The following is a 23,137-nucleotide window of genomic DNA, read 5'->3' on the forward strand; positions in this document are numbered from 1 at the left end:
GATGGCCGAGACGCTGGGGCAGCTGCTGCCGGTGTACGTCCTTGCGGACGAGTCGGGGTCGATGGCGGGGTACGTCGGCGACCTGAACGAGGGAATGAAGTCGCTGCATGTCGCGCTGCTGGGCGAGCCGATGGCGGCGGCCAAGGTGCGGTTCTCCGTGCTCGGCTTCGCCAACAGGGTGGCCGAACGGCTGATTCTGGCCGATCTCAGAAGCGAGAACGAGCTGCCGCGGCTGTCGGCGGGCGGCGGCACGAACTACGACGCGGCGTTCCAGGCGCTGCTGGAGCGCATTCCGCAGGACGTGCGGACGCTGAAGTCCCAGGGCTACCGGGTCCACCGCCCCGCGGTCTTCTTCCTCAGCGACGGGCAGCCGACCTGTGGTGAGGAGTGGCGTCAGACGCATCGGCGGCTCACCGACCGGTCCGTCACGGGCGCGGCGCCGAACATCATCGCGTTCGGTATCGGCGAGGCCCAGGCCCAGACCATCCTGTCGGTAGCGACCCGGCAGGAGTTCGCGTTCATGTCGATCCCCGGGTCCCAACTCGGCGACTCGATCGCCAAGTTCTTCACGGCGCTCACCAAGAGCGTGGTGGAGTCGGGCAACGCCATGGCGTCCGGGCAGCCCGAGCTCGTGGTGGAGAAGCCGGAGGGCTTCCGGCTCGCGATCGACGAGGTCTGACGGTGGACAAGCGCTCGCTGTTCCGCCGGGGCAAGGGCCGGGGAACGGATCAGCCGGAAGAGACGCGGCCGGCCGACCCGGCCGCGTCCCCGCCCCACCCGGAGCCACATCCGCAGGGCGACCCCGGACCGTCCTCCCACGCACCGGGCACACCCCCACCGCCGGACGCACGACCGGACCAGCCCCGCTACGACCAGCCCCGGCAAGGTGAGCCGCGCTACGGCGAGGCGGGGTATGGCGAGCCCCGGCACGGTGAGCCGAGGTACGGCGAGTCCCGGCACGGTGAGCCGAGGTACGGCGAGTCCCGGCACGGTGAGCCGAGGTACGGCGAGCCCCGGCAGGGCGACCCCCGGCACGGTGAGCCGCGCTACGGCGGGCCCCGGCGCGGCGAGGCGCGGCCGAATCCCGCGCCGTCCGGCCCGCCCGGCTCCACGGGCGGGGCCCCGCCCCGGCCCGCGAACCCGCCCGCGGCACCGGGCGGTCCCGGGGCGTCCCCACCACCGCCCCCGGCGGCTCCGTACGTCGTCCCCGACTACGCCGTCCCCGGGTACGAGGTGCCGCAGTACACCGTCCCCGAGTACGCCGGCCCGGACCCGGCGTCGCGGCCCGACGCCGGACTCCCCGTGGTGCGCGACCCGCGGGGTGCCCCGCCGGTGCAGCCGGGCGCGCCGACGCACCGGACCCCGGGCCCCCGGCACGCGGCACCGCCCGCGGAACCGGGCGCGCAGCAGCAGCGGTACGGCCCGCCCGCGCCGACCGCCCCGCAGGAGACCGACCGGTGGCAGCGGATCGTGCTGGGCACACCCGCCGCGCGCCTGGAACCGAAGCCGCCGCCGGCCGACCCCTACCGTCCGGACACGATCTACGACGGGTGGTCGACCCCGCACCTGACGGTGCGCATGGCCTCCGTGCGCGGGGACCAGCACCGTTTCGGCGGGCTGCCCCGGCAGGACGACGTGGTCGTCACCTGGCACGAGCCGACCGGCACGGTCGTCTTCGCCGTGGCCGACGGCGTCTCGGCGGCACCCCAGTCCCACGTGGGCGCCGCGCTGGCCTGCCGCACGGCGGTCAACGACCTGCTGGTCCAGCTGGACCAGGACCGGCAGGGGCCCGACTGGTCCCGGGTCCTGCAGGCCGCCGCCTACCAGTTGCTCATGCGGGTCGCGCGGGGCCGGGAACCGGGGGAGCACGACCGGGCCGAGGCGGCCAGGACCCTGGCGACGACCCTGGTCGCGGGCACGGTGGCGCCGGCCGAGGACGGCCGGACCCACGTCACGCTGGTGCGCGCCGGGGACTCCTCGGCCTGGTGCCTGCACCGCGGCCAGTACTCGCCGTTGCTGGGCGACGGGGACGGGGGCTCCGAGGAGATCTCCAGCACCGCGGTGGTCGCGTTGCCGCGCCTGTCGTCCGGTTCCCGGCCGATTTCGTACACCCTGCCCGCGGACGCGGTGCTGCTGGTCGGCACGGACGGTTTCGGTGTCCCGCTCGGCGACGGCACCGGTGTGGTGGGGGAGCTCTTCGCCTCGGGCCTGACGACTCCACCGCCGGAACCCTGGACCCTGGCCCACCTGCTGGACTTCTCACGGGAGACGTTCGACGACGACCGTACGCTCCTCGCGGTCTGGCCGCGGCACCGGTTGCGGGGGCCGCGGTGACCGGGTCCGCGGCTCTGCGGATCCCGCGGGCCGACCTGGTCCTGGGCCGCGCCCTGGGTGACGGGGGCCAGGGCAGGGTGTGGGAGGTCGAGAAGCGGCTGATCAACAAGACCTGGCCGGTGGCGTTCAAGGAGTACAAGCCGCAGGTGCGGGGGCAGTTGAGGGTCGACGCCCTGGAGCGGATGGTCGCCTTCCTGCCCGGCCGGCCCACCGCGACAGGGGAGTGGCTGGCGCGGAACACGGCCTGGCCCGCGGCACTGGTGACCGAGCGAGGGGACGTCTGCGGCTTCCTGATGCGGCAGATCCCGGACGATTTCTTCCTCACCGTGCCCTCGGGCGAGCGGAAGGCCCGGGGCTTCGAGTTCCTGCTGAATCCGCAGGACTTCGTGGCCAGGACCGTCGGGGAGGTGTCTCCCCGGCAGACCTTCGGTCTGCTGCTCGCCCTGGCCGACACGCTGGAGCGCATGCACGCACTGGGCGTCGTGGCCGGTGACCTGTCGCCGAAGAACCTGCTGTTCTCGCTGTCCGGGCAGCGGCCCGGCTGCTTCCTCATCGACTGCGACGCCATGGGCGTCGGGGGCGACTGGGCGCTGCGGCCCGTGCAGACGCTCGGGTGGAAGCTGCCCGAGGGCGAGGCGCCGGAGACCAGGCAGGGGGACACCTACAAGTTCGCGCTGCTGGCGGTGCGGCTCTTCCTGCACGAGCAGCACGGGCAGGACCCGGCCGCGCTCGCGCGCATGGACGCGACCGTGGGCGACCTGGCCGCGCGGGGGCTGAGCCGGACGCCGTCGGACCGGCCGGCCCTCTCCGAATGGCTCGATCCGCTGCGCCGGGCCGTCGACCACGCGCCCACCACCTGGCCGACGGCGGGCCGGACGGCCGGCGCCACCCGGACGGCCGGCGCCGCCCGGACGGCCGGTGCTTCCCGGACGGCCGGGGCGCAGACGGTCACCGCGAACGCGGCTGCCGGGGTGCCGACGGCCGCCCGGGTGCGGGCCGGAGCGGCCGCGGGCGGGACCCGACCCGGCGCGGCCGTGCCCCCGTACACCCAGTCGCCGGGCAGCCCGCAGCGCAAGTCGTCCAACGGGGCCGCCCAGGTGGCGATCTGGATCGCCTTGATCGTCATCGCCCTGGTGGCCTGGCTGGCCTGGCGCGGTCACGGCTCCGACAGCGGCAGCGGTGGCAGCGGCAGCACGGGCCGGACCTCGGTGCACACGCCCGGCACGCGGGAGGAGCAGGCCGCGGCGCTGAACACGCTGCTGTCCGAGAACGCAGGCCGACGGAGCGGTGTCGCCGACGCCGTGCAGTCGATGATGCGGTGCAGCGGGCTGGACCAGGCCCGGCAGGTGTTCTCCGACGCGGCCGACGCGCGGACGAGCCTGCTCGACAAGCTGGACGAGCTGAGCACCGACCAGCTCCCCGGCGGTCTCGTGTCGGAGCTGCGCAGCGCCTGGCAGAGCTCGAAGGAGGCCGATCAGGCCTACGCCCGGGTGGTCGACGAGGTGTCCGGGAGCTGCTCGTCGGGCAGTGTCGCCGGGGCGAGTGCGTGGCAGGACGCGTCCACCGCCAGCAATCAGGCCACGGCGGCGAAGCAGGACTTCGTGGCCGTGTGGAACCCGCTCGCGCAGGAGTTCGGCCTGGGCACGCGGGTGTGGACGGACCTGTGAGGCGTACGGCCGCACGGCTCCTCCCGTGTCCCCTGCCTCATCCCCGCCCGGCCGTGGGACCGCCCTCGCGGACCCGCTTCAGCGCGTCGGGGTTGTCCAGGGTGAGGTGGGTGCGGCCGGTGGTGACCCAGCCGTCGGTGCGCCACTGCTCCAGAACGCGGCTGACGGTTCTGCGCGAGCCGAGCACCAGGCCGGCGAAGTCGTCCTGGGACAGCGGAAGTCCGATGTCCACGGCACCGGAGGCATGGCGCCGGCCGTAGGCGGCGGCCAGGTCCAGCAGCAGGCCGGCGAGCCGTGCGGCCAGGGCGTCGGCGCCCGCCGCGGTGCGCTGCCGGTCGGCGTCCCGCAGGCGGGCGGACAGCACCTGGTGGACGGAGCCCGTGATGACCGGATGGTCGCGGGCCGCCGCCCGGAACGCCTCCGCCGGGATCACCAGGGCCCTTACCGGGGTGAGCGCGGTGAGCGTCGCCGAGCGGGGTCCCCCGTCCAGGCCCGCCTGCTCGCCGAGCAGGTCACCGGGGTTGCGCAGCGCGAGCACCGCCTGGTAGCCGCCCGCGGACAGGGCGGTCACCTTGACGCAGCCGCGGCCCACCACCAGGAGGTGGTCGGTGAGGTCGTCCTGCCGCAGCAGGTGTGTCCGCGCCGCGTACGAGGTGACACGGCCCGCCTCCCGCAGGGCCGCCCGGGCGGAAGCGTCCAGCAGGTCCCAGAACGGAGTCCTGCCGGGCCCGTGTCCGATCGGGCCGCCGACCTGGAATTCCGCACCCATGGACGTTCTCCCGTTCTCCCGCTCTCCGGTTCTCCCCGCCTCGGTCACGCGGTCAGCCGGTGAGGGCCGCGCAGGCGAGCAGGAGACAGCCGCCGACCGCCGTGAGCAGTGACTGCCGCACCAGCCGCTGCTTGACCCACAGGATGCGGCTCATGACGACCAGCTGCCGGGCCAGCGCGGGCAGCGGACGGTGCCGGGAGAGGCGGTCGGCGAGTTCCTCGGGGCCGCAGTGGCGTATGTGCCCGTAGAAGACGAAGTCGTCGGGGTGCGGGGAGCGCACCCGGCCCTCCCCTTCGTGGCGGGGCAGTACGGCGAGCACCGCGAGCAGGGCGGACAGCCCGAGCAGGACCAGTCCCGTCCACAGCAGCGTGCGCGGCAGCGGGCCCGACGGGTTCCCGAACCGGTGTCCGGAACTCCACAGGGCGGCCACGCCGCCGAGCACCGCGGACTCCAGGGCCAGGGCGAAGGACGCCTTGGCGTCGGCGGTGCGTGTCCACTCGGTGAGGACGGCGTGCACCTGCCAGGCGTGCCTGGTCGCCTCCTCGTGGGTGACCGGCTCCCCCTCGGACACGGTCCGTCCCCTCCCTCGTAGTTGCCGCCGTCCTGAGCACCGGGCCCGCGCAGAGCCCCCTCCGTGGCCGGAGCACCCGCCCTCTTCTTCACCCGGAGGCCGGGGCACGGCGCACGTACACGCGACGCAGGGGACGTTACCCGGGCCCCTGCTTGCGCAACCGCCGGTCCATCGCCAGGGACAGTTCCGCCTCCACCACGCTGCGGGCCAGGGGGCGCAGGCGCTGGACGTCGTCCTCGGGGCCGTGGCGCATGATCAGGTCGGTGAACAGCTCGGCCAGGGCGTCGGCGTGTTCGCGCACGCGTTTGCCGGCCGCGAGGACCTCGGCGAGCGGGATGCCCTCGCGGACCAGGGCGGCGGACACGTCCAGCAGGCGGCGGCTGATGTGGACGATCTCGTCGCCGTCGGTGCCGAGGTAGCCGAGGTCCATGGCGGCCGCCAGGTTCTCCGCGGTGACCTCCCCCGCGAAGTGGTCGGCGAGTTGCTCGGGGGTGAGGCGGACCGGGGTCTCCTCGGTGGGGGCACCGAGTCCGAGCAGGTCGCCGACGTCCCGGCCGTGGTCGAAGGCCTCCGCCAGTTCGGCGATGCCGTTCAGGGTGTGGCCGCGTTCGAGCAGAGCCGAGATGGTGCGCAGGCGGGCCAGGTGGTGGTCGTCGTACCAGGCGATGCGGCCCTCGCGGCGGGGCGGCGGGATCAGCTTGCGCTCGCGGTAGAAGCGCAGGGTGCGCACTGTGATGCCGGCCAGCCGGGCCAGCTCCTCCATGCGGTACTCGCGTCGCCCACCGTCTTCTGCCACGTGGGAAGCCTATGGTGTGGCGCCGCCGGCCGCGGCGGCGGCCGCTGATGCAAATCGGCCTTGCACGCCCCCTACCGATCGGTACGCAGCTCCTCTACTCTCCCCATTGCGCCAGTGTTCACTGGCAGAGTCGAGCAGGGCGGTCGGCCGAGTCGCCGAGAGCTGCGCGAGGCATGGAGGGGCGTGAATGGCCGAGCACGAGCACGTACGGGTGGCGGTGATCGGGTCCGGGTTCGGCGGGCTGGGTGCTGCCGTCCGGCTGCGCCGGGAGGGGATCACCGACTTCGTCGTCCTGGAACGGGCGGACAGCGTCGGCGGCACCTGGCGCGACAACAGCTATCCCGGGTGCGCCTGTGACGTGCCGTCCCACCTGTACTCCTTCTCGTTCGCGCCCAACCCCGACTGGCCGCGCACCTTCTCCGGGCAGGAGCACATCCGGGCCTACCTGGAGCACGTCACGGACGTGTTCCGGCTCCGCCCGCACATCCGCCTCAACTCCGAGGTCAAGCGGATGACCTGGGACGCGGAGCAGCTGCGCTGGGACATCGAGACGACCGGCGGGAACCTCTCGGCCGACGTCGTCGTGTCCGCGACCGGGCCGCTGTCGGACCCGAAGATCCCGGACATCCCCGGCCTGGACTCCTTCCCCGGAAAGGTGTTCCACTCGGCCCGCTGGGACCACGACTACGACCTGCGCGGAAAGCGGGTGGCCATGGTCGGCACCGGCGCCTCGGCCATCCAGATCGTGCCGTCCATCCAGCCCGAGGTCTCACGGCTCACCCTCTTCCAGCGCACCCCGCCGTGGGTGATGCCCCGCGTCGACCGCGCCATCAGCCCTCTGGAGCGCGGGCTGCACCGGGCGCTGCCCCTCACCGCGCAGCTGCGCCGCGGACTGCTGTGGGGCATCAGGGAGTTGCAGGTCCAGGCGTTCACCAAGCGCCCGGGCGAGCTGGGTTTCGTCGAGCAGTTGGCCAGGCGCAACATGGCCCGGGCCATCAAGGACCCGGCCCTGCGCGCCAGGCTCACCCCCGACTACCGCATCGGCTGCAAGCGGATCCTGCTGTCCAGCACCTACTACCCGGCGCTCGCGCAGCCCAATGTGGAGGTGGTCGCGAGCGGACTCACCGAGGTGCGCGGCTCGACCCTGATCGCCGCCGACGGCAGCGAGGCCGAGGCCGACGCGATCGTCTTCGGCACCGGGTTCCGCGTCACCGACATGCCGATCGCCGAGCGGGTCGTCGGCGCCGACGGCAGGACGCTCGCCGAGTCCTGGAAGAACGGGATGGAGGCGCTGCGCGGGGCCACGGCAGCCGGGTTCCCGAACCTGATGACGATCATCGGGCCCAACACCGGCCTCGGCAACTCGTCGATGATCCTGATGATCGAGGCCCAGCTGAACTACCTGGCCGACTTCCTGCGGCAGCTGGACGTCCTCGGTGGGCGCGCCGCCCTGGACGCCCGCCCGGGCGCCGTGCGCGCCTGGAACCGCACGGTGCAGGAGCGCATGAAGCGCACGGTGTGGAACACCGGCGGCTGCACCAGCTGGTACCTGGACGCGAGCGGCCGCAACACCACCATCTGGCCCGGTACGACCACGGAGTTCCGGCGGGCGACCCGCCGGGTGGACCTTGCGGAGTACACGCTTGTGCGCGCGCCCCGGAAGACCACCGGCAGGGCTCCGGCACAGCAGCCCGTGGAGCCGATGGAGCCCGTGGAGCCGATGGAGCCCAGGGAGCCGAGGGAGCCGAGGGAGATCGACGCGTGAGCCGTCCGACGCACGTGCCCTTGGGGGCGTACGCCCCTGTGGCCCCCACCCGCGAACTGACCGTCGTCTCGGCCGACGGTGCCCGGCTGCACGTCGAGGTGCACGGACCCGACGACGCGGCGGCCCCGGCCGTCGTCCTCGCCCACGGCTGGACCTGCTCCACCGCCTTCTGGGCCGCGCAGATCCGGGACCTGGCCGCCGACCACCGCGTCATCGCCTACGACCAGCGCGGCCACGGACGCAGCCCCGCGAGTTCGGCGTGCGGCACGGACGCGCTCGCCGACGACCTGGAGGCCGTGCTCGCGGCGACGCTCGCGCCGGGTGAGAAGGCGGTGATCGCCGGCCACTCCATGGGCGGGATGACGGTGATGGCCGCGTCGTCCCGGCCGGCCTTCCTTCAGCACGCGGCGGCCGTCCTGCTGTGCAGCACCGGCAGTTCACGGCTGGTCGCCGAGTCGACCGTGGTACCGATCCCGGCCGGTCCGCTGCGGACCTGGCTGACCCGGCACATCCTCGGCTCCCGGGCGCCGCTCGGGCCGGTCACCCCGCTCGCCCGGCGGATCCTCAAGTACGCCACGATGGGCGCCGGTTCGGCCCCGCACATGGTCGAGGCCTGCGCGCGGATCGTGCACGCCTGTCCGCGCCGGGTGCGGCACACCTGGTCGAAGGTGCTGGACCTGCTCGATCTCGACCACGGCGTACGGGAGTTGCGGGTGCCGACCGCGGTCGTCGCGGGCACGGCCGACCGGCTGACCCCGCCGGTGCACGCACGGGCCCTGGCCGCCGCGCTCCCGGAGTGCGTCGGTCTGACGGAGCTGCCAGGGCTCGGTCACATGACGCCGGTGGAGGCGCCCGAGCTGGTCACCGGGAAGATCAGGGAACTGGTCACCACATACGTACGGGCCGACGCGGGCAGCGAGGCCCGGATCAAGGAGGGCGCATGAGCAGGGTGAGCCTGGAGGGGCAGGTCGCGGTCGTCACCGGGGCCGCGCGGGGCGTCGGCGAACTGCTCGCGCGCAAACTCTCCGCGCGCGGTGCCAAGCTGGCGCTGGTCGGACTGGAGCCGGACGAGCTCAAGCAGGTCACCCAGCGGCTGCACGGCGACGGCGCCCACTGGCACGCCGACGTCACCGACCACGAGGCGATGACCCGGGTCGCGACGGAGGTCGGGGAACGCTTCGGGAAGGTGGACATCGTCGTCGCCAACGCGGGTGTGGCGACTGGCGGTCCGTTCGCCGACTCCGACCCGGAGCCCTGGCGGCGGGTGATCGAGGTCAACCTCATCGGGTCCGCGGTGACCGGCCGGGCGTTCCTGCCGGCGCTCACCAAGAGCCGGGGGTACCTGCTGCAGATCGCCTCGCTGGCCGCGATCACCCCGGCGCCGATGATGACCGCCTACTGCGCCTCCAAGTCCGGTGTGGAGGCGTACGCGCACAGCCTGCGGGCCGAAGTCGGCCACACGGGCGTACGCGTCGGGGTCGGCTATCTGTCGTGGACCGACACCGACATGGTGCGCGGCGCCGATCAGGACGACGTCATGCGGGAGTTGAGGCAGCGGCTGCCGTGGCCGTCCAACAAGACCTATCCGCTCGGACCGGCCGTCGACCGGATCGTGGCCGGGATCGAGCGCCGGTCGAGCCATGTGTACGGGCAGTGGTGGCTGCGCGGGATGCAGGGCGTACGCGGGTATCTGCCGGGGATCGTCGGGACCGTGGGCCAGCGGGAGATGCGGCGGTTCGCGGACCGGTTGACCGGGATGCGTACGGGCCTGGTCGGCGCCGGTGGCGCGGCCGACGAACAGCGCAGCACTACGTACCGTGACTGATCGACATGCGTACGGTCACCGCCCGTGTGAATCTGGTCGAGCCCGATTCCCCTCACCCACAACGGGAGTGAAACCACATGGGCATGAAGGACAAGTTCCAGGACCAGGCCGGGCAGCGGCAGCAGCAGGCCAACGACAAGACCGGCGAGTCCCGGGAGAAGGCCGGCCAGCGTTCGTCGCAGCAGCGTGAGCGTTCGTCCCAGCAGCGTGACCGTGCCCGTCAGGACATCGACGACACGCGGGACGAGATGGAGGACCGCTTCAACCAGGACTACGACGCCTAGCCGCCGCGCTCGGCCTGGGCCTTGAAAGCGTGGGGTGCCCTGTCTTCCGGGGCGCCCCACGTTTGCGTTGCACGTTCGGACGGACAGCCGCGGCCACGCGTTGCCGCGGCTGTCCGGGTGTTCGCGCCGCTACGGCTGTCCCGGGCGGGGCGGCAGCTTGGGGCGGGAGCGGTCCGGGACGTCGCGGTAGTCCGGCGGGGTCGCCGGGGGGTTGGTCTTCAGGCGCTCCAGCGCCAGGTGGACGGCGTCGAGGAGTTGGGCGTGGCGGCCCTCGGCCCAGTCCAGGGGGGTGCGGGGGATCTCCAGGTCGGGGTCGACGCCGTGGTTCTCGACGGACCAGCCGTAGGCGTCGAACCAGGCCGCGTTCATCGGCACCGTGATGACCGTGCCGTCGCCCAGGCGGTGGCGGCCGGTCATGCCGACGACTCCGCCCCAGGTGCGCTGGCCCACCACCGGCCCCAGCCCCAGCAGTTTGAACGCCGCCGTGATCATGTCGCCGTCGGAGGAGGTCGCCTCGTCGGCGAGGGCGACGACGGGTCCCCGGGGCGCGTTGGAGGTGTACGACACCGGCTGCGCGTTGCGGGTCAGGTCCCAGCCCAGGATCTTCCGCGTCAGCTTCTCCACGACCAGCTCGCTGATGTGGCCGCCCGCGTTGCCGCGCACGTCGACCAGCAGCGAGGGCCGGGACACCTCCATGCGCAGATCCCGGTTGAACTGGGCCCAGCCCGAGCCGCCCATGTCCGGGATGTGGAGATAGCCGCACCGGTCGTCGCTCGCCTCGTGCACGACCGCCCGGCGTTTGGCGACCCAGTCCTGGTAGCGCAGCGGCCGCTCGTCGATCAACGGCACGACGGCGACCCGGCGTGGCGGTCCGTCGCCGTCCGGCGGCGCGAAGGTCAGCTCCACCGTCGTACCGCCCGAGCCCGCCAGCAGCGGATACGGGCCGGCCACCGGATCCACCGGGCGGCCGTCCACATGGGTCAGGACGGCTCCCTGACGGATGCCGGTGCCGGCCAGCGGCGAGCGGGCCTTGGAGTCGGAGGAGTCACCGGGCAGGATGCGCTTGACCACCCACCCGTTGTCGCGGTGGACCAGGTTCGCGCCCAGCAGGCCCTGCCAGCGCTGGTAGTGGGCCGGCCCCTCGTTGCGGCGGGAGGCGGCGACATACGCGTGGGAGGTGCCCAGTTCGCCGAGGACCTCGCGCAGCAGGTCGCCGAACTCGTCGGGCGAGGCGACCCGATCGACCAGCGGCCGGTACTGCGCGAGCACCCCGTCCCAGTCGATGCCGCACATGCCGGGCTCCCAGAAGTAGGCGCGGGTCAGCCGGCCCGCCTCCTCGTACGCCTGGCGCCATTCGGCGGCCGGGTCGACCACGTGCAGGATCCGGCGCGTGTCGATCCAGGTCGTGGTGTCGCTGTCCCCGAGTTCGGTGGACGGCACCCCGCGCAGGTCGCCCTCGTCCACGACGACCAGCCGGGTGCCGTCGCCGCTCACCGCGAACCAGTCGAGGTGGCCGACGAGTTCGGACTTCTTCGCCTTGGTGATGTTGAAGTACTCCAGGGTCGGCCGGCCGGTGGTGTCGTCCGGGTTGACGAACGTCTCGCCCAGCGCGCCCGAGATCGGCCAGCGCAGCCAGACCAGACCGCCGCCCGCGACCGGGTGCAGCGCCGAGTACTTCGAGGCGGTGACCGGGAACGGCGTCACCCGGTTCTCCAGGCCCTCCACCTCCACGGTCACCGCGCCGCCCTCGCCGGTGTCCTCGTCCTCGATCGGGTCGAGCCCGCCGGCGGCCGGACGGCCCTCCGGGTTCAGGGCGAACGGGGAGGGGGTCGCGGAGGAGAGCGGGACCAGGTAGGGCTTGCAGCCGAGCGGGAACGACAGGTCGCCGGTGTGTACGTCGTACACCGGGTCGAAGCCCCGCCAGGACAGGAAGGCCAGATACCGGCCGTCCCGGGTGAACACCGGGTTCTCGTCCTCGAAGCGGCCGTTGGTGACGTCGACGACCAGACGGTCCTTTATGCGGGCCATCTTGATCTGCCTGAGGCTGCGGCCGATCCCGGGGTGCGACCAGGTCAGCCACGCCCCGTCCGGGGAGAAGGTGAGGTCCCGCACGGGCCCGTTGACAGACCGGACGAGCTCGACGACCCGCTCACCGGAGTCGTCCGAGTCACCGGCACCGTCGGAGTCACCGGAGTTGTCGGCGCCATCGCCCGCCGCTTCGGCGACTTCGGCGGCTTCGGCGACTTCCGCGGCTTCCGCGGCCCCGGCGGACGCCGCCCCCGCCTCCTCCGTCACGTCGAGCAGCAGCAGCCGTCCGTCGTGCGCCGCCAGCGCCAGCCGTTCGCCCTCGGGGTCGGAGACCATCTCCAGCACGCGGCCCAGTTCGCCGGAGGCGAGCCGCCGGGGCGGGCGGTCGCCGGTGGCGCGGGGCAGGTAGGAGATCTCCACCGCGTCCTCGCCCTCGGCGTCCGTGACGTAGGCGACCTGCCCGCTGGCACCGAGCATCTCGGGCAGGCGGATCCGCACGCCCGGGGTGTCGACCAGGGTGCGCGCCGGGCCGTCCCGGTGGGTCAGCCAGTGCAGCGAGCCGCGGACGACGACGGCGCTCGCCCGGCCCGTCTCGTCGACCGAGATGCCGTCGATGTGCTGGGCGGCCGGCACCTGGTAGGGACGGCGGCCCGCCCGGGCACCGCTCAGCCGCACGTCCAGCCGGCGCGGGACCGAGTCGGGTGCCAGGTCGTCGACGATCCACAGGTCGCCCGCGCACTGGTACACCACCCGCGTGCCGTCGCTGGCGGCGTGCCGTGCGTAGAAGGCGTCGTGGTCGGTGTGGCGGCGCAGGTCGGACCCGTCGCAGGCGCACGAGTAGAGGTTGCCGATGCCCTCGTGGTCGGAGAGGAACGCGATGCGTCCGGCGACGAACATGGGGGAGTGCAGATGGCCGCCGATGTCGGCGAGCAGCCGCTTCCCGTGCAGCCACAGCCGGCCCATGGCGCCGCCCCGGTAGCGCTTCCAGGAGGCCGGCTCGTGGGGCGGTGTGCCGGTCAGCAGCAGGGTCTTGTGCTCGCCGTCGAGGTCGGCGACCTGGATGTCGGAGACCGGCCCCCAGGGCAGCTTGCGGCCGGGGTCGCCGTCGGTGGACACCTTGTAGGCCCACGTGAAGTACGAGAAGGGCTCGCCGTGGGAGGCGACGGCGAGGATGTCGGCGCGGCCGTGCTCGTCGGGCGGGTTCCAGCCGCACACCCGCGTGTCCGAACTGCCCCAGTAGGTCAGTTGCCGGCCCGGTCCGCCGTCCACGGGGATCAGGTGGATCTCCGGTTCCAGGCTGCGCCAGCTCGTGTACGCGATGTGGCTGCCGTCGGGTGAGAAGCGGGGGTGGCCGGCCTTGGTGCGGTCCACGGTGAGCCGCCAGGCGCGGCCCGCTCCGTCGAGCGGCGCCAGCCAGAGGTCGTCCTCCGCCACGAAGCACAGCAGGTCGCCGCTGAGGTGCGGCAGGCGCAGATAGCTCACCTGCCCCATGCTTCGCCGGGGGATGGACCGGAGCAACTTATGGAAAACCGACAGGCGTGACCCAGCACACGTACGAAACAGTTTCGTTTCGCTTAGGGCTGCGCTACATTCGTCATGTACGAGACCGTGTCGTTCGCAGTGGAGTTCGGAGGGAGGCGGCACAGATGACCGACGTCGCGACCGCGCGCCGCAGCCGTATCACGCCCGAACGTGAGGCGGAGCTGTACGGCGCCGTACTCGACCTGCTCCGCGAAGTCGGCTACGACGCCCTGACGATGGACGCCGTGGCCGCCCGCACCCGGTCCAGCAAGGCCACGCTCTACCGCCAGTGGGGCGGCAAGCCCGAACTGGTCGTGCGGGCCATGCGGCACACCAAGCCCGGTGCGGTCGGCGAGATAGACACCGGGTCGCTCCGGGGCGACCTGCACGCCCTGGTGTCCCGCGAGGACGACTGCGTCATGGAGCAGAACTCCGCCCTCATGCGGGGCCTGGCCATGGCGATGCACACCAACCCGGACCTCAGGCAGGTGTTCCGGGAGCAGCTCATCGAACCGGAGATGGCTGAGTTCGGCCGCGTGCTGCAACGCGCCGTCGACCGGGGCGAGGTCCGTCCGGACTGCCCCGCGCTCGACTTCGTCGTGCACATGATGGTCGGCGGGTTCGCCACCCGCGCGCTGATCGAGGACCAGCCGCCGACCCGGGCCTTCCTCACCTCGTACATCGACGCCGTGGTCCTCCCCGCCCTCGGCGCACCGACCCACTGACACGTCCCCCGACAAGCCCACCACCTGACGTCCCCGCTCACGTCGTCGGGCTGATCACCCCTGCCCCGAACAACCCAACGACCTGACCGGGAGTACGCCCACGTGGCCACGTTCCTGTACAAAGCCGGCCGACTCGCCTTCCGGCGACGGCACTTCGTCGCCCTGATCTGGGTGGCGCTGCTCACGCTCGCCGGTGTGGGCGCCGCCTCGGCGCCCGCCGCGGGCTCCTCCTCCTTCTCCGTCCCCGGCACCGAGGCGCAGAAGGCCTTCGACCTGCTGGACCAGCGCTTCCCCGGCATGAACGCCGGCGGGGCGACCGCGCGGGTCGTCTTCAAGGCGCCCGCCGGCGAGAAGATCACCGAAGCTGCCTACAAGGCGACGGTGAGGAGGACCGTCACGGAGCTCAGGAGCGGCTCCGAAGTCACCTCCGCCGCCGACCCGTTCACCGCGCACGCCGTGAGCAAGGACGGCACGATCGCCTACTCGCAGGTGAAGTACAAGGTCTCCGGCATGGAGCTGAAGGACGCCTCCAAGGACGCCCTGAAGCAGGCCGCGCAGCACGCGCGGGACGCCGGGCTGACCGTCGAGGTCGGCGGTGACGCGCTCACCGCGGTGCCCGAGACCGGGGCCACCGAGGTCATCGGCATCGCCGTCGCCGCGGTCGTCCTCGTCATCACCTTCGGCTCCCTGGTCGCGGCCGGGCTCCCGCTGCTGACCGCGCTGGTCGGCGTGGGCATCGGCGTGTCGACCATCACGGCACTGTCGAACGCCCTGGACCTGGGCTCGACGACATCCACTCTCGCGATGATGATCGGTCTTGCGGTCGGCATCGACTACGCGCTGTTCATCGTCTCCCGCTACCGCGCGGAACTGGCCGAGGGCCGCGAACGCGAGGAGGCGGCCGGTCGCGCCGTCGGCACGGCGGGCTCGGCCGTGGTCTTCGCGGGCCTGACGGTCGTGATCGCCCTGGTCGGTCTGTCCGTCGTCAACATCCCGATGCTGACGAAGATGGGCGTCGCGGCGGCCGGCACGGTCGTCATCGCGGTCCTCATCGCGCTGACCATGATCCCGGCGCTGCTGGGTTACGCGGGCCGGAAGGTCAAGCCGGCGGGCGAGAAGAGCCGGTTCCTGGGCGGCCGCCGGGCGGCCCGCGAGACCGCGTCGGGCACGGCGAAGCCCAACATGGGCACGCGCTGGTCGAGCTTCGTCGTGCGCCGTCCGATCGCGGTGCTGCTGCTCGGCGTGATCGGCCTGGGCGCCGCGGCCGTCCCGGCGTCGTCGCTGCAACTGGGCCTGCCGGACGACGGCTCCCAGCCGGTGTCCACGACCCAGCGCCGGGCCTACGACCTGCTGTCGCAGGGCTTCGGGCCGGGCTTCAACGGCCCGCTGATGCTGGTCGTCGACGCGAAGGCGAGCGGGAACCCGAAGGGCGCCGTCACCAAGGTCACCGACGACGTCAAGGGCCTCGAGGACGTGGTCACGGTGACCCCGGCGACCTACAACAAGGCCGGCGACACCGCGGTCATCACGGTGGTCCCCGACTCCAAGCCGTCCTCGGCGACGACCGAGGACCTGGTGCACGCGATCCGCGACGCGGGCGACGGCATCACGGCGGACACCGACGCGAAGGTGCTCGTCACCGGCACCACGGCGATGAACATCGACGTCTCCCAGAAGCTGAACGACGCCCTGTTCCCGTACCTGGCACTGGTGGTCGGACTGGCCTTCCTGCTGCTGATCGTGGTGTTCCGCTCGATCCTCGTCCCGCTGAAGGCGGCGCTCGGCTTCCTGCTGTCGGTGATGGCCGCGCTGGGCGCGGTGGTCGCGGTCTTCCAGTGGGGCTGGCTGTCCGGCCTGATGGGCGTGGCGGAGACCGGCCCGGTCATGTCGATGATGCCGATCTTCATGGTGGGTGTCGTCTTCGGCCTCGCCATGGACTACGAGGTGTTCCTGGTGACCCGCATGCGTGAGGCCTACGTCCACGGCGAGAAGCCGAGCCAGGCCATCGTGACCGGCTTCCGGCACGGCGCCCGGGTGGTCACGGCCGCGGCCGTCATCATGATCGCCGTCTTCTCCGGCTTCATCGGCTCCAGCGAGGCCATGATCAAGATGATCGGCTTCGGCCTGGCGATCGCGGTCTTCTTCGACGCCTTCATCGTCCGCATGGCGCTCGTCCCGGCCGTCCTGGCCCTGCTGGGCCGCAGGGCCTGGTGGCTGCCGAGGTGGCTGGACCGCGCCCTGCCCAACGTGGACGTGGAGGGCGAGGGCCTGCGCACCCACCAGCCCGGGAACGCGGATCCGGACGGGGACCGGGAGCTGGTGCGGGTGTGACGTCACGCCCGTGACATGAGGACCGGCCGGTGAGGGTGCCGTGGGGACGGCGCACCCTCACCGGCCCTCTTTGCCGGCCTGACCGGCGACAACCCGTCGCGTGCCCGGGGCACTAGCGTGCCCTGCATGACGACAGCCGCCCGCGACGCCGAGGAGCCCGGGGAACCCGGAGGCGACCTCGCCGCACACCCCCGTTTCGCCGAGGCCCTGCAAGAGGCGGGACTCGACCCGCTGCGCGCCCGCATCCGGCGCTTCCCGGATCCGACGCACACCGCGGCCGAGGCCGCCGCAGCCACCGGCATGGCGCCCCGGACCCTCGCCGCCCGAGGCGCGTACCCCGAGCCCGTCGACGACCGTGTACGCCGCGATGGTCAGGCCGGTGCCTGTGCGGCAGGACGGGCGACGGATCTCCGTCATCGAGATCGCCGTGAGCAGTCAGCCGAAGGGCATGGAGGAAGGGCAGATCGTCAAGGCCACCGGGCTGACGGCGTTCATGTGGTCGATGGGCGACCGGCACGGCGTCAGCTTCCGGGCCGACGCGGTCACGCCCGTGCACGGCGGCCCGGCGGCGCACGCGAAGGGCGGTGAGGCGTGAAAGAGTGCTGCGCGACTCGCGCGACTCCTCGGCCCGGTACGGGAGGCTTCCTAAGGGTCTGCGGGGTGGGCCCGGGTCGTCGATCCGGGCGTGAGGGCATCGTGCACACAGGCGGTCCCCGGAAATTTCCGATCAACCAACTACTCGTATCTCAGAAGTCGCCGGGGACCTGGCCGGTGCCCGACAGGTACTCCGCGAGGGAGCCCTGTCGTGGTTGACCGGTCCTATTTACAATGATTACTCCGATTATGCGAGGTGGTCAAAGGATCCGGCGGACTATTCCCGCGCCGGCCTACTGCGGGGGAAGTTCGAAGCGCAGCAGTGCCCCGGCCTGGTGCGCGCGAAGTTCCGTCTCCGGCTCGATGTGCCGGACCTCGCCGCCGTCGTCGATGACGGTCTCGGTCAGTTCGTCGATGATGTCGGGGACCTCGCGCAGCGGCTCCCCGCAGAGCGGGCAGGTCTTTCCCGAGCGCGCAAGCAGCCCGTCCCGGTCGCAGACGACGCCTCGACGGCCCACATCCGCAGTCGGTTGTAGACGCCTCGCCAGTTGCCGTACTTCTCCGGCAGGTGGACCCACTGCGTTCCCGTCCGGAAGGATCTCCCCGTTCCCCATCGCCTTCAGCATCGCCTCCCACCCCGGCCTCTTCCGGTTGCGCTGCCACGCCGAACGGTTGTTGTCCACGTAGATGTGGGTCGACTCGACACGGAGCTGAAGCCGTTCGGCGATGTCCCGGCAGATGCGTTCCTGCCGGTCGACTCCGGTCTGATCCTCGTCCTTGGCATGGGAGATGCGGCAGTAGATCGCTTCGGGCTCGCCCGGTGTGACAGTGGCGTTGGCTAACTTGGATCGACGCACGGTAACACTGTATGAGCAGGATGTGACATCGATCATCGCCGGCGCGGCGATCGGCGCGGTGTCCTTCAAGGAGCGGTTCGGGGCGCCGCGCATCGCGGCGGCGGGGCTCCTGGTGGTCGGCATCGGGCTGATGATGCACTCGGGTTGACGGGCCCACAGGTGGCCGCCGGACCGTGCCCCCAATGGGTGCGCGCCCGGCTTCCGAGGCGCACCCTGGAAGCAGGTGTTCCGGAGGTGATCGTCATGATGCACAACACTGTGGGATGGCACGTCGAGATGGAGTTCGAGGAGGACGATCAGCACACGCGGGCGGCGGCACTGGTCCGGCTGCCCGACGGGAGCGAGGTGCGGGGGCGCGGACGGGCCAGCCGGCACCGCACCGACTCCAATCAGCCGCGGGTGGGCGAGGAGATCGCGGCGGCGCGTGCCCTCAACGACATCGCCATGTCGCTGTTGACCAAGGCACACGAGGAGATCGACCAGGCGTCGGGGCGCGCCTCGCACCCCATCCACGTCTGAGCCCTGTTCCGCCGACGGCGCGGGCACGGCCCGCCCTCCGGGCGTACGACGGGAGTTCGGCGAAGGGGCCCGGGGGGTGTCGTCAAATCCCCGCGGACCCGGGGTGACCCGAACGACACCCCCTAGCCCAGGGACGCCCGCAGCGCCCGGAGCAGTGCCTGCGCCCTCGGGTCGGCCGTCACGCTCGTGCGGAAACCGTTGGTGACGTAGCCGAAGGCGATGCCCGACTCCGGGTCGGCGAACCCGAGGGCGCCGCCGCGGCCCGGGTGGCCGAAGGAGCCCGCGCCGAGGAGGGGGGACGCACTGCCGTGCAGCATGTAGCCGAGGCCGAACCGCGTGTGCACCACCAGGACCCGGTCCGGCCCGGCGGAGTGCTCGGCGCGGGCCAGCTCCATGGTCGCCGGCGTGAACAGCCGCCTGCCGCCCTCGACCTCACCGATGAGCGAGGCGTAGAAGCGGGCCAGGCCGTCGGCCGTCGCGATGCCGTTGGAGGCGGGCAGGACCGCGGCGCGGTAGGCGGGGTCGTTCTCGTCGGGCAGCGGGCTGATCGCGGCGAACGCCCGCCGGGTCAGCGACTCCGGGTCGGTGTACGCCTGGGCGACGGACCGCTTGGGGCGCGTCTTCAGCCCGCCCGCGGACGCCGGGGCCTCGGCCTGCCCGACCCGGCCCACCCGGCCGCTCGCGCGCTTGGGCAGCCCGACCCACAGGTCCGCGCCGACCGGCCCGGCGATCTCGTCCGCGATCCACTCGCCGATCGAGCGGCCCGTGACCCGCCGGACCAGCTCACCCGTGAGCCAGCTGTACGTCTGGGCGTGGTAGCCGTGGTCCGTGCCCGGCTCCCACACCGGGGCCTGGGCGGCCACGGCCCCGGCGCCCAGCAGCGGATCGGCGGCCTGCTCCGGCGTCAGTGGCCGGTCCAGCACCGGCACGCCCGCGCGGTGCGCGAGCAGGTCGCGGACGCGCGTCTGCTCCTTGCCCGCCGCCTTGTACTCCGGCCAGTACGCGCCCACCGGCGCGTCGAGGTCCAGCTCGCCGCGCTGGTGCAGCAGCAGGACGGCGGCGGCGGCGACGCCCTTGGTCGCCGAGCGCACGATCTGGGCGGTTCCCTGCTCCCACGGGGCCGAGGAGGCCGCGCCGTCGACGTCCTTCGTACCGCCCCACAGGTCGACGACCTTGTGTCCGTCCCGGTACACGGCCACCGCCGCGCCCCGGTCGCCGAGCACCTGGAAGTTCTTCGCGAACGCTTCCCCGACCGGCTCGAAGCCCTCGGCGACTGCGCCGTGCACGTCCACGTCCGCGTTCCTCTCCGTCTGCTCTGTCTGCTCTGTCTGCTCTGCCTGGTCCATCTGGGTCTGGTCTGTCTGGTCCCAGCTCACCTACGACAGCGGGTGCAACACGGCCGACCTGCCTGCGATTCCTGTGCTGGACCAGTCACGCACGATCGTTACATCGACGTTGCCGCGCCTGGCGTCGGAGTACGCGTCACGGACCGCGGGTCGAAGCCGAAGGGCAGCTCCAGACGGTGGGCGCGCATCAGCGCGTCGTCGGAGAGCAGTGCGCCGGTCGGGCCGTCCGCCGCGATCACGCCGTCGCTCAGGATCAGCGAGCGCGGGCACAGCTCCAGCGCGTACGGCAGATCGTGCGTGACCATGAGGACCGTCACGTCCAACGAGCGCAGGATGTCCGCCAGTTCGCGACGGGACGCCGGGTCCAGGTTGGACGACGGCTCGTCCAGGACCAGGATCTCCGGCTCCATCGCGAGGACCGTCGCCACGGCAACCCGGCGGCGCTGGCCGAAGGAGAGGTGATGCGGCGGGCGGTCCCTGAACTCCGCCATGCCGACCCGGGCGAGCGCCCGGTCCACCCGCTCCTGGAGCGCGGTGCCCTTCAGCCCGGCCGCCGCCGGCCCGAACGCCACGTCCTCCCGCACGGTCGGCATGAACAACTGGTCGTCCGGGTCCTGGAAGACGATGCCGACCTTCTGCCGGATCTCGGCCATGTGCCTCCTGCCGACCGGCAGCCCGGCCACCGTCACCGTGCCCGCCCCACCGCTCAGGATGCCGTTGAGGTGCAGCACGAGCGTCGTCTTGCCCGCGCCGTTCGGGCCGAGCAGGGCGACCCGCTCCCCGCGCCCGATCTCGAAGTCCACGCCGAACAGCGCCTGGTGGCCGTCGGGGTAGGCGAAGGCGAGGCCGGAGACCTCGAGGGAAGCAGTAGTCACAGGACCCATCCCAGCAGACAGACGACGAGGGCGGCGCAGGGGAGGGTGAGGGCGTACGACCACTGCGCCCGCGACGCGGTCACCTCGTCGATGACCGGCATCGAACCGGCGTAGCCACGGCTCACCATGGCCAGGTGGACGCGCTCGCCGCGCTCGTAGGAGCGGATGAACAGGGCGCCCGCCGACTTGGCCAGGACCCCCCAGTGCCGGATCCCCCTGGCCTCGAAACCGCGCGACTCCCGCGCGATCCGCATCCGCCGCATCTCGTCGGTGATGACGTCGCCGTAGCGGATCATGAAGGACGCGATCTGCACGAGCAGCGGCGGCAGCCGCAGCCGCTGCAGGCCGAGGAGGAGCTCGCGCAGCTCGGTGGTGGCGGCGAGCAGGACGGAGGCGGCGACGCCGAGAGTGCCCTTGGCGAGCACGTTCCAGGCGCCCCACAGCCCGTTCACGCTCAGGGACAGCCCGAGAACGTGGACGCGCTCGCCCTCGGCCACGAAGGGCATGAGCACGGCGAAGGCGACGAACGGCACCTCGATCAGCAGCCGCCGGAGCAGGAAGGCGGCGGGCACCCGGGCCGCGTACGCGACACCGGCGAGCAGCACGGCGTACAGCCCGAACGCCCACATCGCCTCGCGCGGTGTCGACACCACGACCACCACGAAGGCGAAGGCCGCGGCGAGCTTGGTGTGCGGCGGCAGGGCGTGCACGGGGGAGTGCCCGTGCCGGTAGAGCCGGTGCGCGTGACCCGCTCCCATGTCAGGCGACCCGGGACGGCGACGGCTCGGATGCGCTACGGCGCCTGCGGACCACCCAGAACACCGTGCTGCCCGCGACGACGGTGGCGCCGACCCCGATCACCCCCGCGAGACCGCCCGACAGCCGGGCGTCGGAGACGTCCTTGACGCCGTAGCCGGCGAGTGGGGAGTCGGCGGACGCGTGCCGCTCCTCCTTCTTGTCGATGCCCTGGTCGTGCGCGACCTTGGCCAGGCCGTCCGGGCTCGCGGAGGCGTAGAAGCTGACGAAGCCGGCCAGGACGAGGGAGGTGGCCAGGCCGGTGAGCCACAGTGTGCGGCGGGAGGTGCGCGCGGCGACCGGCGCCGGGGCGTCCGGAGCGTCGACGAGTTCGCCGTCCACCCGCAGCTTCAGCCGCTGTCGCAGGCCGCGCGCGCCGTACACCAGGTCCGGTCGTACGGCGATGACGGCGCCGACGGTGAGCGCGGTGATCGCCGCCTCGCCGATGCCGATGAGGACGTGGACGCCGATCATGGCGGTGGCGACCTTGCCGATCGGCACGTCCGTGGTGCCGCCGACCGCGTAGACGAGGGTGAAGACGACGGCGGCGGCCGGGACGGAGACCAGGGCGGCGGTGAACGAGGCGACCGTGACCGAGCGCCGCCGGCGCGGCAGCACCTTCACCAGGCCGCGGAAGACGGCGTAGGCCACGACCGTCGTGACGATCGCCATGTCGGTGATGTTGACACCGAGCGCGGTCAGGCCCCCGTCGGCGAAGAGGATGCCCTGCATGAGCAGCACGACCGAGACGCACAGGACCCCGGTGAAGGGTCCGACGAGTATCGCGGCGAGTGCCCCGCCGAGGAGATGCCCGCTGGTCCCGGCCGCGACGGGGAAGTTCAGCATCTGCACCGCGAAGATGAAGGCCGCCACGAGCCCGGCCAGCGGGGCCGTCCGCTCGTCGAGCTCCCGGCGCGCACCGCGCAGGCTGACGGCGAGTGCGCCGGCCGCGACGAGGCCGGTGGCGGCGGAGGTGGGTGCGTCGATGAATCCGTCAGGTACGTGCACCGTTCAATATTAGGGGCTTGTTGCGAACGACTTGCAAGAGCGAGGTGCTCGTGCACTGGTGTGCGACATCCGCCGTCGACGGGCGTAGCCGGAAAGATGTGCGACTCTGGAGGGAAAGCGGATTCCAAGCTTTCGCATAGGTCGCCCAGCGTGAGGGGTCGTCCGATGTCGGTAGTCGAACAGTACGCACGAGTCCACATACTCACTGACCACGACATATGGGATGACAACGCTGCCGTGCCCGTCATCCTCCGCTACGACGCCGAGGAGGACCCCGGCTCGGTGCGGGTCCGCCTCCCCGGGCCCTACGAGTGGACCTTTCCGCGCTCGCTGCTGGAACAGGGCCTGCGCGCCCCGACCGGCACCGGCGAGGTGCGGGTGTGGCCGTGCGGCCGGGTGCAGGCCGTGGTCGAGTTCCACTCCCCACAGGGCGTCTCGGTCGTCCAGTTCGAGACCAAGAGGCTGATCAGGTTCCTGCAGCTGACCTATCTGGCCGCGGCCAAGGAGCCGGTGGGGCAGCTCTGAGG

At 72.4% G+C, this 23,137-nt stretch carries 20 protein-coding genes and 3 pseudogenes; 14 read left to right on the forward strand and 9 right to left on the reverse strand.

Translation table 11 applies throughout. The features are described 5' to 3' along the window. The first annotated feature begins 1 nt into the window (after position 1). The 3 genes from AB0A61_RS12340 to AB0A61_RS12350 are packed head-to-tail and all read left to right on the forward strand — an operon-like array spanning position 2 to position 4,001. Positions 2–679: a hypothetical protein gene (locus AB0A61_RS12340; RefSeq protein ID WP_361290242.1), complete on the forward strand. Its 678-nt coding sequence runs from the start codon at positions 2–4 to the stop codon at positions 677–679. Between the two features lie 2 nt (positions 680–681). Continuing rightward, positions 682–2,334: a protein phosphatase 2C domain-containing protein gene (locus AB0A61_RS12345; RefSeq protein ID WP_361290245.1), complete on the forward strand. Its 1,653-nt coding sequence runs from the start codon at positions 682–684 to the stop codon at positions 2,332–2,334. Continuing rightward, the gene (locus AB0A61_RS12350; RefSeq protein ID WP_361290248.1) at positions 2,331–4,001 is read left to right on the forward strand and encodes a hypothetical protein; all 1,671 of its coding nucleotides are present in this window, start codon (positions 2,331–2,333) and stop codon (positions 3,999–4,001) included. The genes AB0A61_RS12345 and AB0A61_RS12350 overlap by 4 nt, the downstream gene beginning before the upstream one ends. 37 nt (positions 4,002–4,038) lie before the next feature. Here AB0A61_RS12350 and AB0A61_RS12355 read toward each other — a convergent pair whose 3' ends face one another. From AB0A61_RS12355 to AB0A61_RS12365, 3 genes are all read right to left on the reverse strand, one after another. Continuing rightward, the gene (locus AB0A61_RS12355) at positions 4,039–4,770 is read right to left on the reverse strand and encodes a Crp/Fnr family transcriptional regulator (RefSeq protein WP_361290251.1); all 732 of its coding nucleotides are present in this window, start codon (positions 4,768–4,770) and stop codon (positions 4,039–4,041) included. A 52-nt stretch (positions 4,771–4,822) separates the two neighbouring features. Beyond that, positions 4,823–5,341 (reverse strand): Pycsar system effector family protein, encoded by a 519-nt coding sequence (locus tag AB0A61_RS12360; RefSeq protein ID WP_361290254.1) that lies wholly within the window; start codon positions 5,339–5,341, stop codon positions 4,823–4,825. A gap of 136 nt (positions 5,342–5,477) precedes the next feature. Next, positions 5,478–6,104: a MerR family transcriptional regulator gene (locus tag AB0A61_RS12365; RefSeq protein WP_361290809.1), complete on the reverse strand. Its 627-nt coding sequence runs from the start codon at positions 6,102–6,104 to the stop codon at positions 5,478–5,480. A gap of 220 nt (positions 6,105–6,324) precedes the next feature. Between AB0A61_RS12365 and AB0A61_RS12370 the strand changes: the two genes are divergently transcribed. The 4 genes from AB0A61_RS12370 to AB0A61_RS12385 all read left to right on the forward strand — a co-directional run bounded on the left by AB0A61_RS12370 (position 6,325) and on the right by AB0A61_RS12385 (position 10,011). Further along, positions 6,325–7,902 (forward strand): NAD(P)/FAD-dependent oxidoreductase, encoded by a 1,578-nt coding sequence (locus AB0A61_RS12370; RefSeq protein ID WP_361290256.1) that lies wholly within the window; start codon positions 6,325–6,327, stop codon positions 7,900–7,902. Further along, the gene (locus AB0A61_RS12375; RefSeq protein WP_361290259.1) at positions 7,899–8,846 is read left to right on the forward strand and encodes an alpha/beta hydrolase; all 948 of its coding nucleotides are present in this window, start codon (positions 7,899–7,901) and stop codon (positions 8,844–8,846) included. Before AB0A61_RS12370 ends, AB0A61_RS12375 begins: the two co-directional genes overlap by 4 nt. Next, positions 8,843–9,727 carry an SDR family oxidoreductase gene (locus AB0A61_RS12380; protein ID WP_361290262.1) on the forward strand — a complete coding sequence of 295 codons (885 nt, stop codon included), beginning with the start codon at positions 8,843–8,845 and terminating at the stop codon, positions 9,725–9,727. The genes AB0A61_RS12375 and AB0A61_RS12380 overlap by 4 nt, the downstream gene beginning before the upstream one ends. Before the next feature lie 77 nt (positions 9,728–9,804). Beyond that, the gene (locus AB0A61_RS12385; protein WP_361290264.1) at positions 9,805–10,011 is read left to right on the forward strand and encodes a hypothetical protein; all 207 of its coding nucleotides are present in this window, start codon (positions 9,805–9,807) and stop codon (positions 10,009–10,011) included. Between the two features lie 129 nt (positions 10,012–10,140). Here AB0A61_RS12385 and AB0A61_RS12390 read toward each other — a convergent pair whose 3' ends face one another. Further along, positions 10,141–13,521, reverse strand: a complete 3,381-nt coding sequence (locus AB0A61_RS12390) for a S41 family peptidase (protein WP_361290267.1) — start codon at positions 13,519–13,521, stop codon at positions 10,141–10,143. 164 nt (positions 13,522–13,685) lie between these two features. Between AB0A61_RS12390 and AB0A61_RS12395 the strand changes: the two genes are divergently transcribed. From AB0A61_RS12395 to AB0A61_RS12410, 4 genes and pseudogenes are all read left to right on the forward strand, one after another. Continuing rightward, entirely contained in the window at positions 13,686–14,285 is a 600-nt protein-coding gene (locus AB0A61_RS12395) for a TetR/AcrR family transcriptional regulator (RefSeq protein WP_361290269.1), read from the forward strand. 102 nt (positions 14,286–14,387) lie between these two features. Next, positions 14,388–16,616 (forward strand): MMPL family transporter, encoded by a 2,229-nt coding sequence (locus AB0A61_RS12400; protein WP_361290271.1) that lies wholly within the window; start codon positions 14,388–14,390, stop codon positions 16,614–16,616. Positions 16,617–16,742: 126 nt separating this feature from the next. Next, positions 16,743–16,916, forward strand: a pseudogene (locus tag AB0A61_RS12405) (YbaK/EbsC family protein); the annotation flags it as partial. 85 nt (positions 16,917–17,001) lie between these two features. Next, positions 17,002–17,211: pseudogene (locus AB0A61_RS12410) on the forward strand (hypothetical protein); the annotation flags it as partial. Positions 17,212–17,503: 292 nt separating this feature from the next. Here AB0A61_RS12410 and AB0A61_RS12415 read toward each other — a convergent pair. Continuing rightward, positions 17,504–18,067, reverse strand: coding sequence for a recombinase family protein (locus tag AB0A61_RS12415; protein WP_361290273.1), 564 nt, complete (start codon positions 18,065–18,067; stop codon positions 17,504–17,506). A gap of 25 nt (positions 18,068–18,092) precedes the next feature. Between AB0A61_RS12415 and AB0A61_RS12420 the strand changes: the two are divergent. Next, positions 18,093–18,215 (forward strand): annotated as a pseudogene (locus AB0A61_RS12420) (EamA family transporter); the annotation flags it as partial. Positions 18,216–18,310: 95 nt separating this feature from the next. Then, positions 18,311–18,586 (forward strand): DUF1876 domain-containing protein, encoded by a 276-nt coding sequence (locus AB0A61_RS12425; protein WP_361290276.1) that lies wholly within the window; start codon positions 18,311–18,313, stop codon positions 18,584–18,586. Between the two features lie 122 nt (positions 18,587–18,708). On the opposite strand, the gene AB0A61_RS12430 is transcribed toward AB0A61_RS12425, so the two are convergent. From AB0A61_RS12430 to AB0A61_RS12445, 4 genes are all read right to left on the reverse strand, one after another. Then, on the reverse strand, positions 18,709–19,878 hold the full coding sequence (locus tag AB0A61_RS12430) for a serine hydrolase domain-containing protein (protein WP_361290812.1): 1,170 nt from the start codon (positions 19,876–19,878) through the stop codon (positions 18,709–18,711). A gap of 152 nt (positions 19,879–20,030) precedes the next feature. Next, positions 20,031–20,816, reverse strand: a complete 786-nt coding sequence (locus AB0A61_RS12435; RefSeq protein ID WP_361290279.1) for an ABC transporter ATP-binding protein — start codon at positions 20,814–20,816, stop codon at positions 20,031–20,033. Then, the gene (gene cbiQ, locus AB0A61_RS12440) at positions 20,804–21,565 is read right to left on the reverse strand and encodes a cobalt ECF transporter T component CbiQ (RefSeq protein ID WP_361290282.1); all 762 of its coding nucleotides are present in this window, start codon (positions 21,563–21,565) and stop codon (positions 20,804–20,806) included. Before cbiQ ends, AB0A61_RS12435 begins: the two co-directional genes overlap by 13 nt. 1 nt (position 21,566) lies before the next feature. Next, entirely contained in the window at positions 21,567–22,610 is a 1,044-nt protein-coding gene (locus tag AB0A61_RS12445; protein WP_361290285.1) for an energy-coupling factor ABC transporter permease, read from the reverse strand. Between the two features lie 165 nt (positions 22,611–22,775). Here AB0A61_RS12445 and AB0A61_RS12450 point away from each other — a divergent pair, with 165 nt between their 5' ends. Beyond that, positions 22,776–23,135 carry an SsgA family sporulation/cell division regulator gene (locus AB0A61_RS12450; RefSeq protein ID WP_361290288.1) on the forward strand — a complete coding sequence of 120 codons (360 nt, stop codon included), beginning with the start codon at positions 22,776–22,778 and terminating at the stop codon, positions 23,133–23,135. Positions 23,136–23,137 lie beyond the last annotated feature (2 nt).

It is taken from the genome of Streptomyces sp. NPDC046197, from assembly GCF_040646295.1.
Lineage (GTDB): Bacteria > Actinomycetota > Actinomycetes > Streptomycetales > Streptomycetaceae > Streptomyces.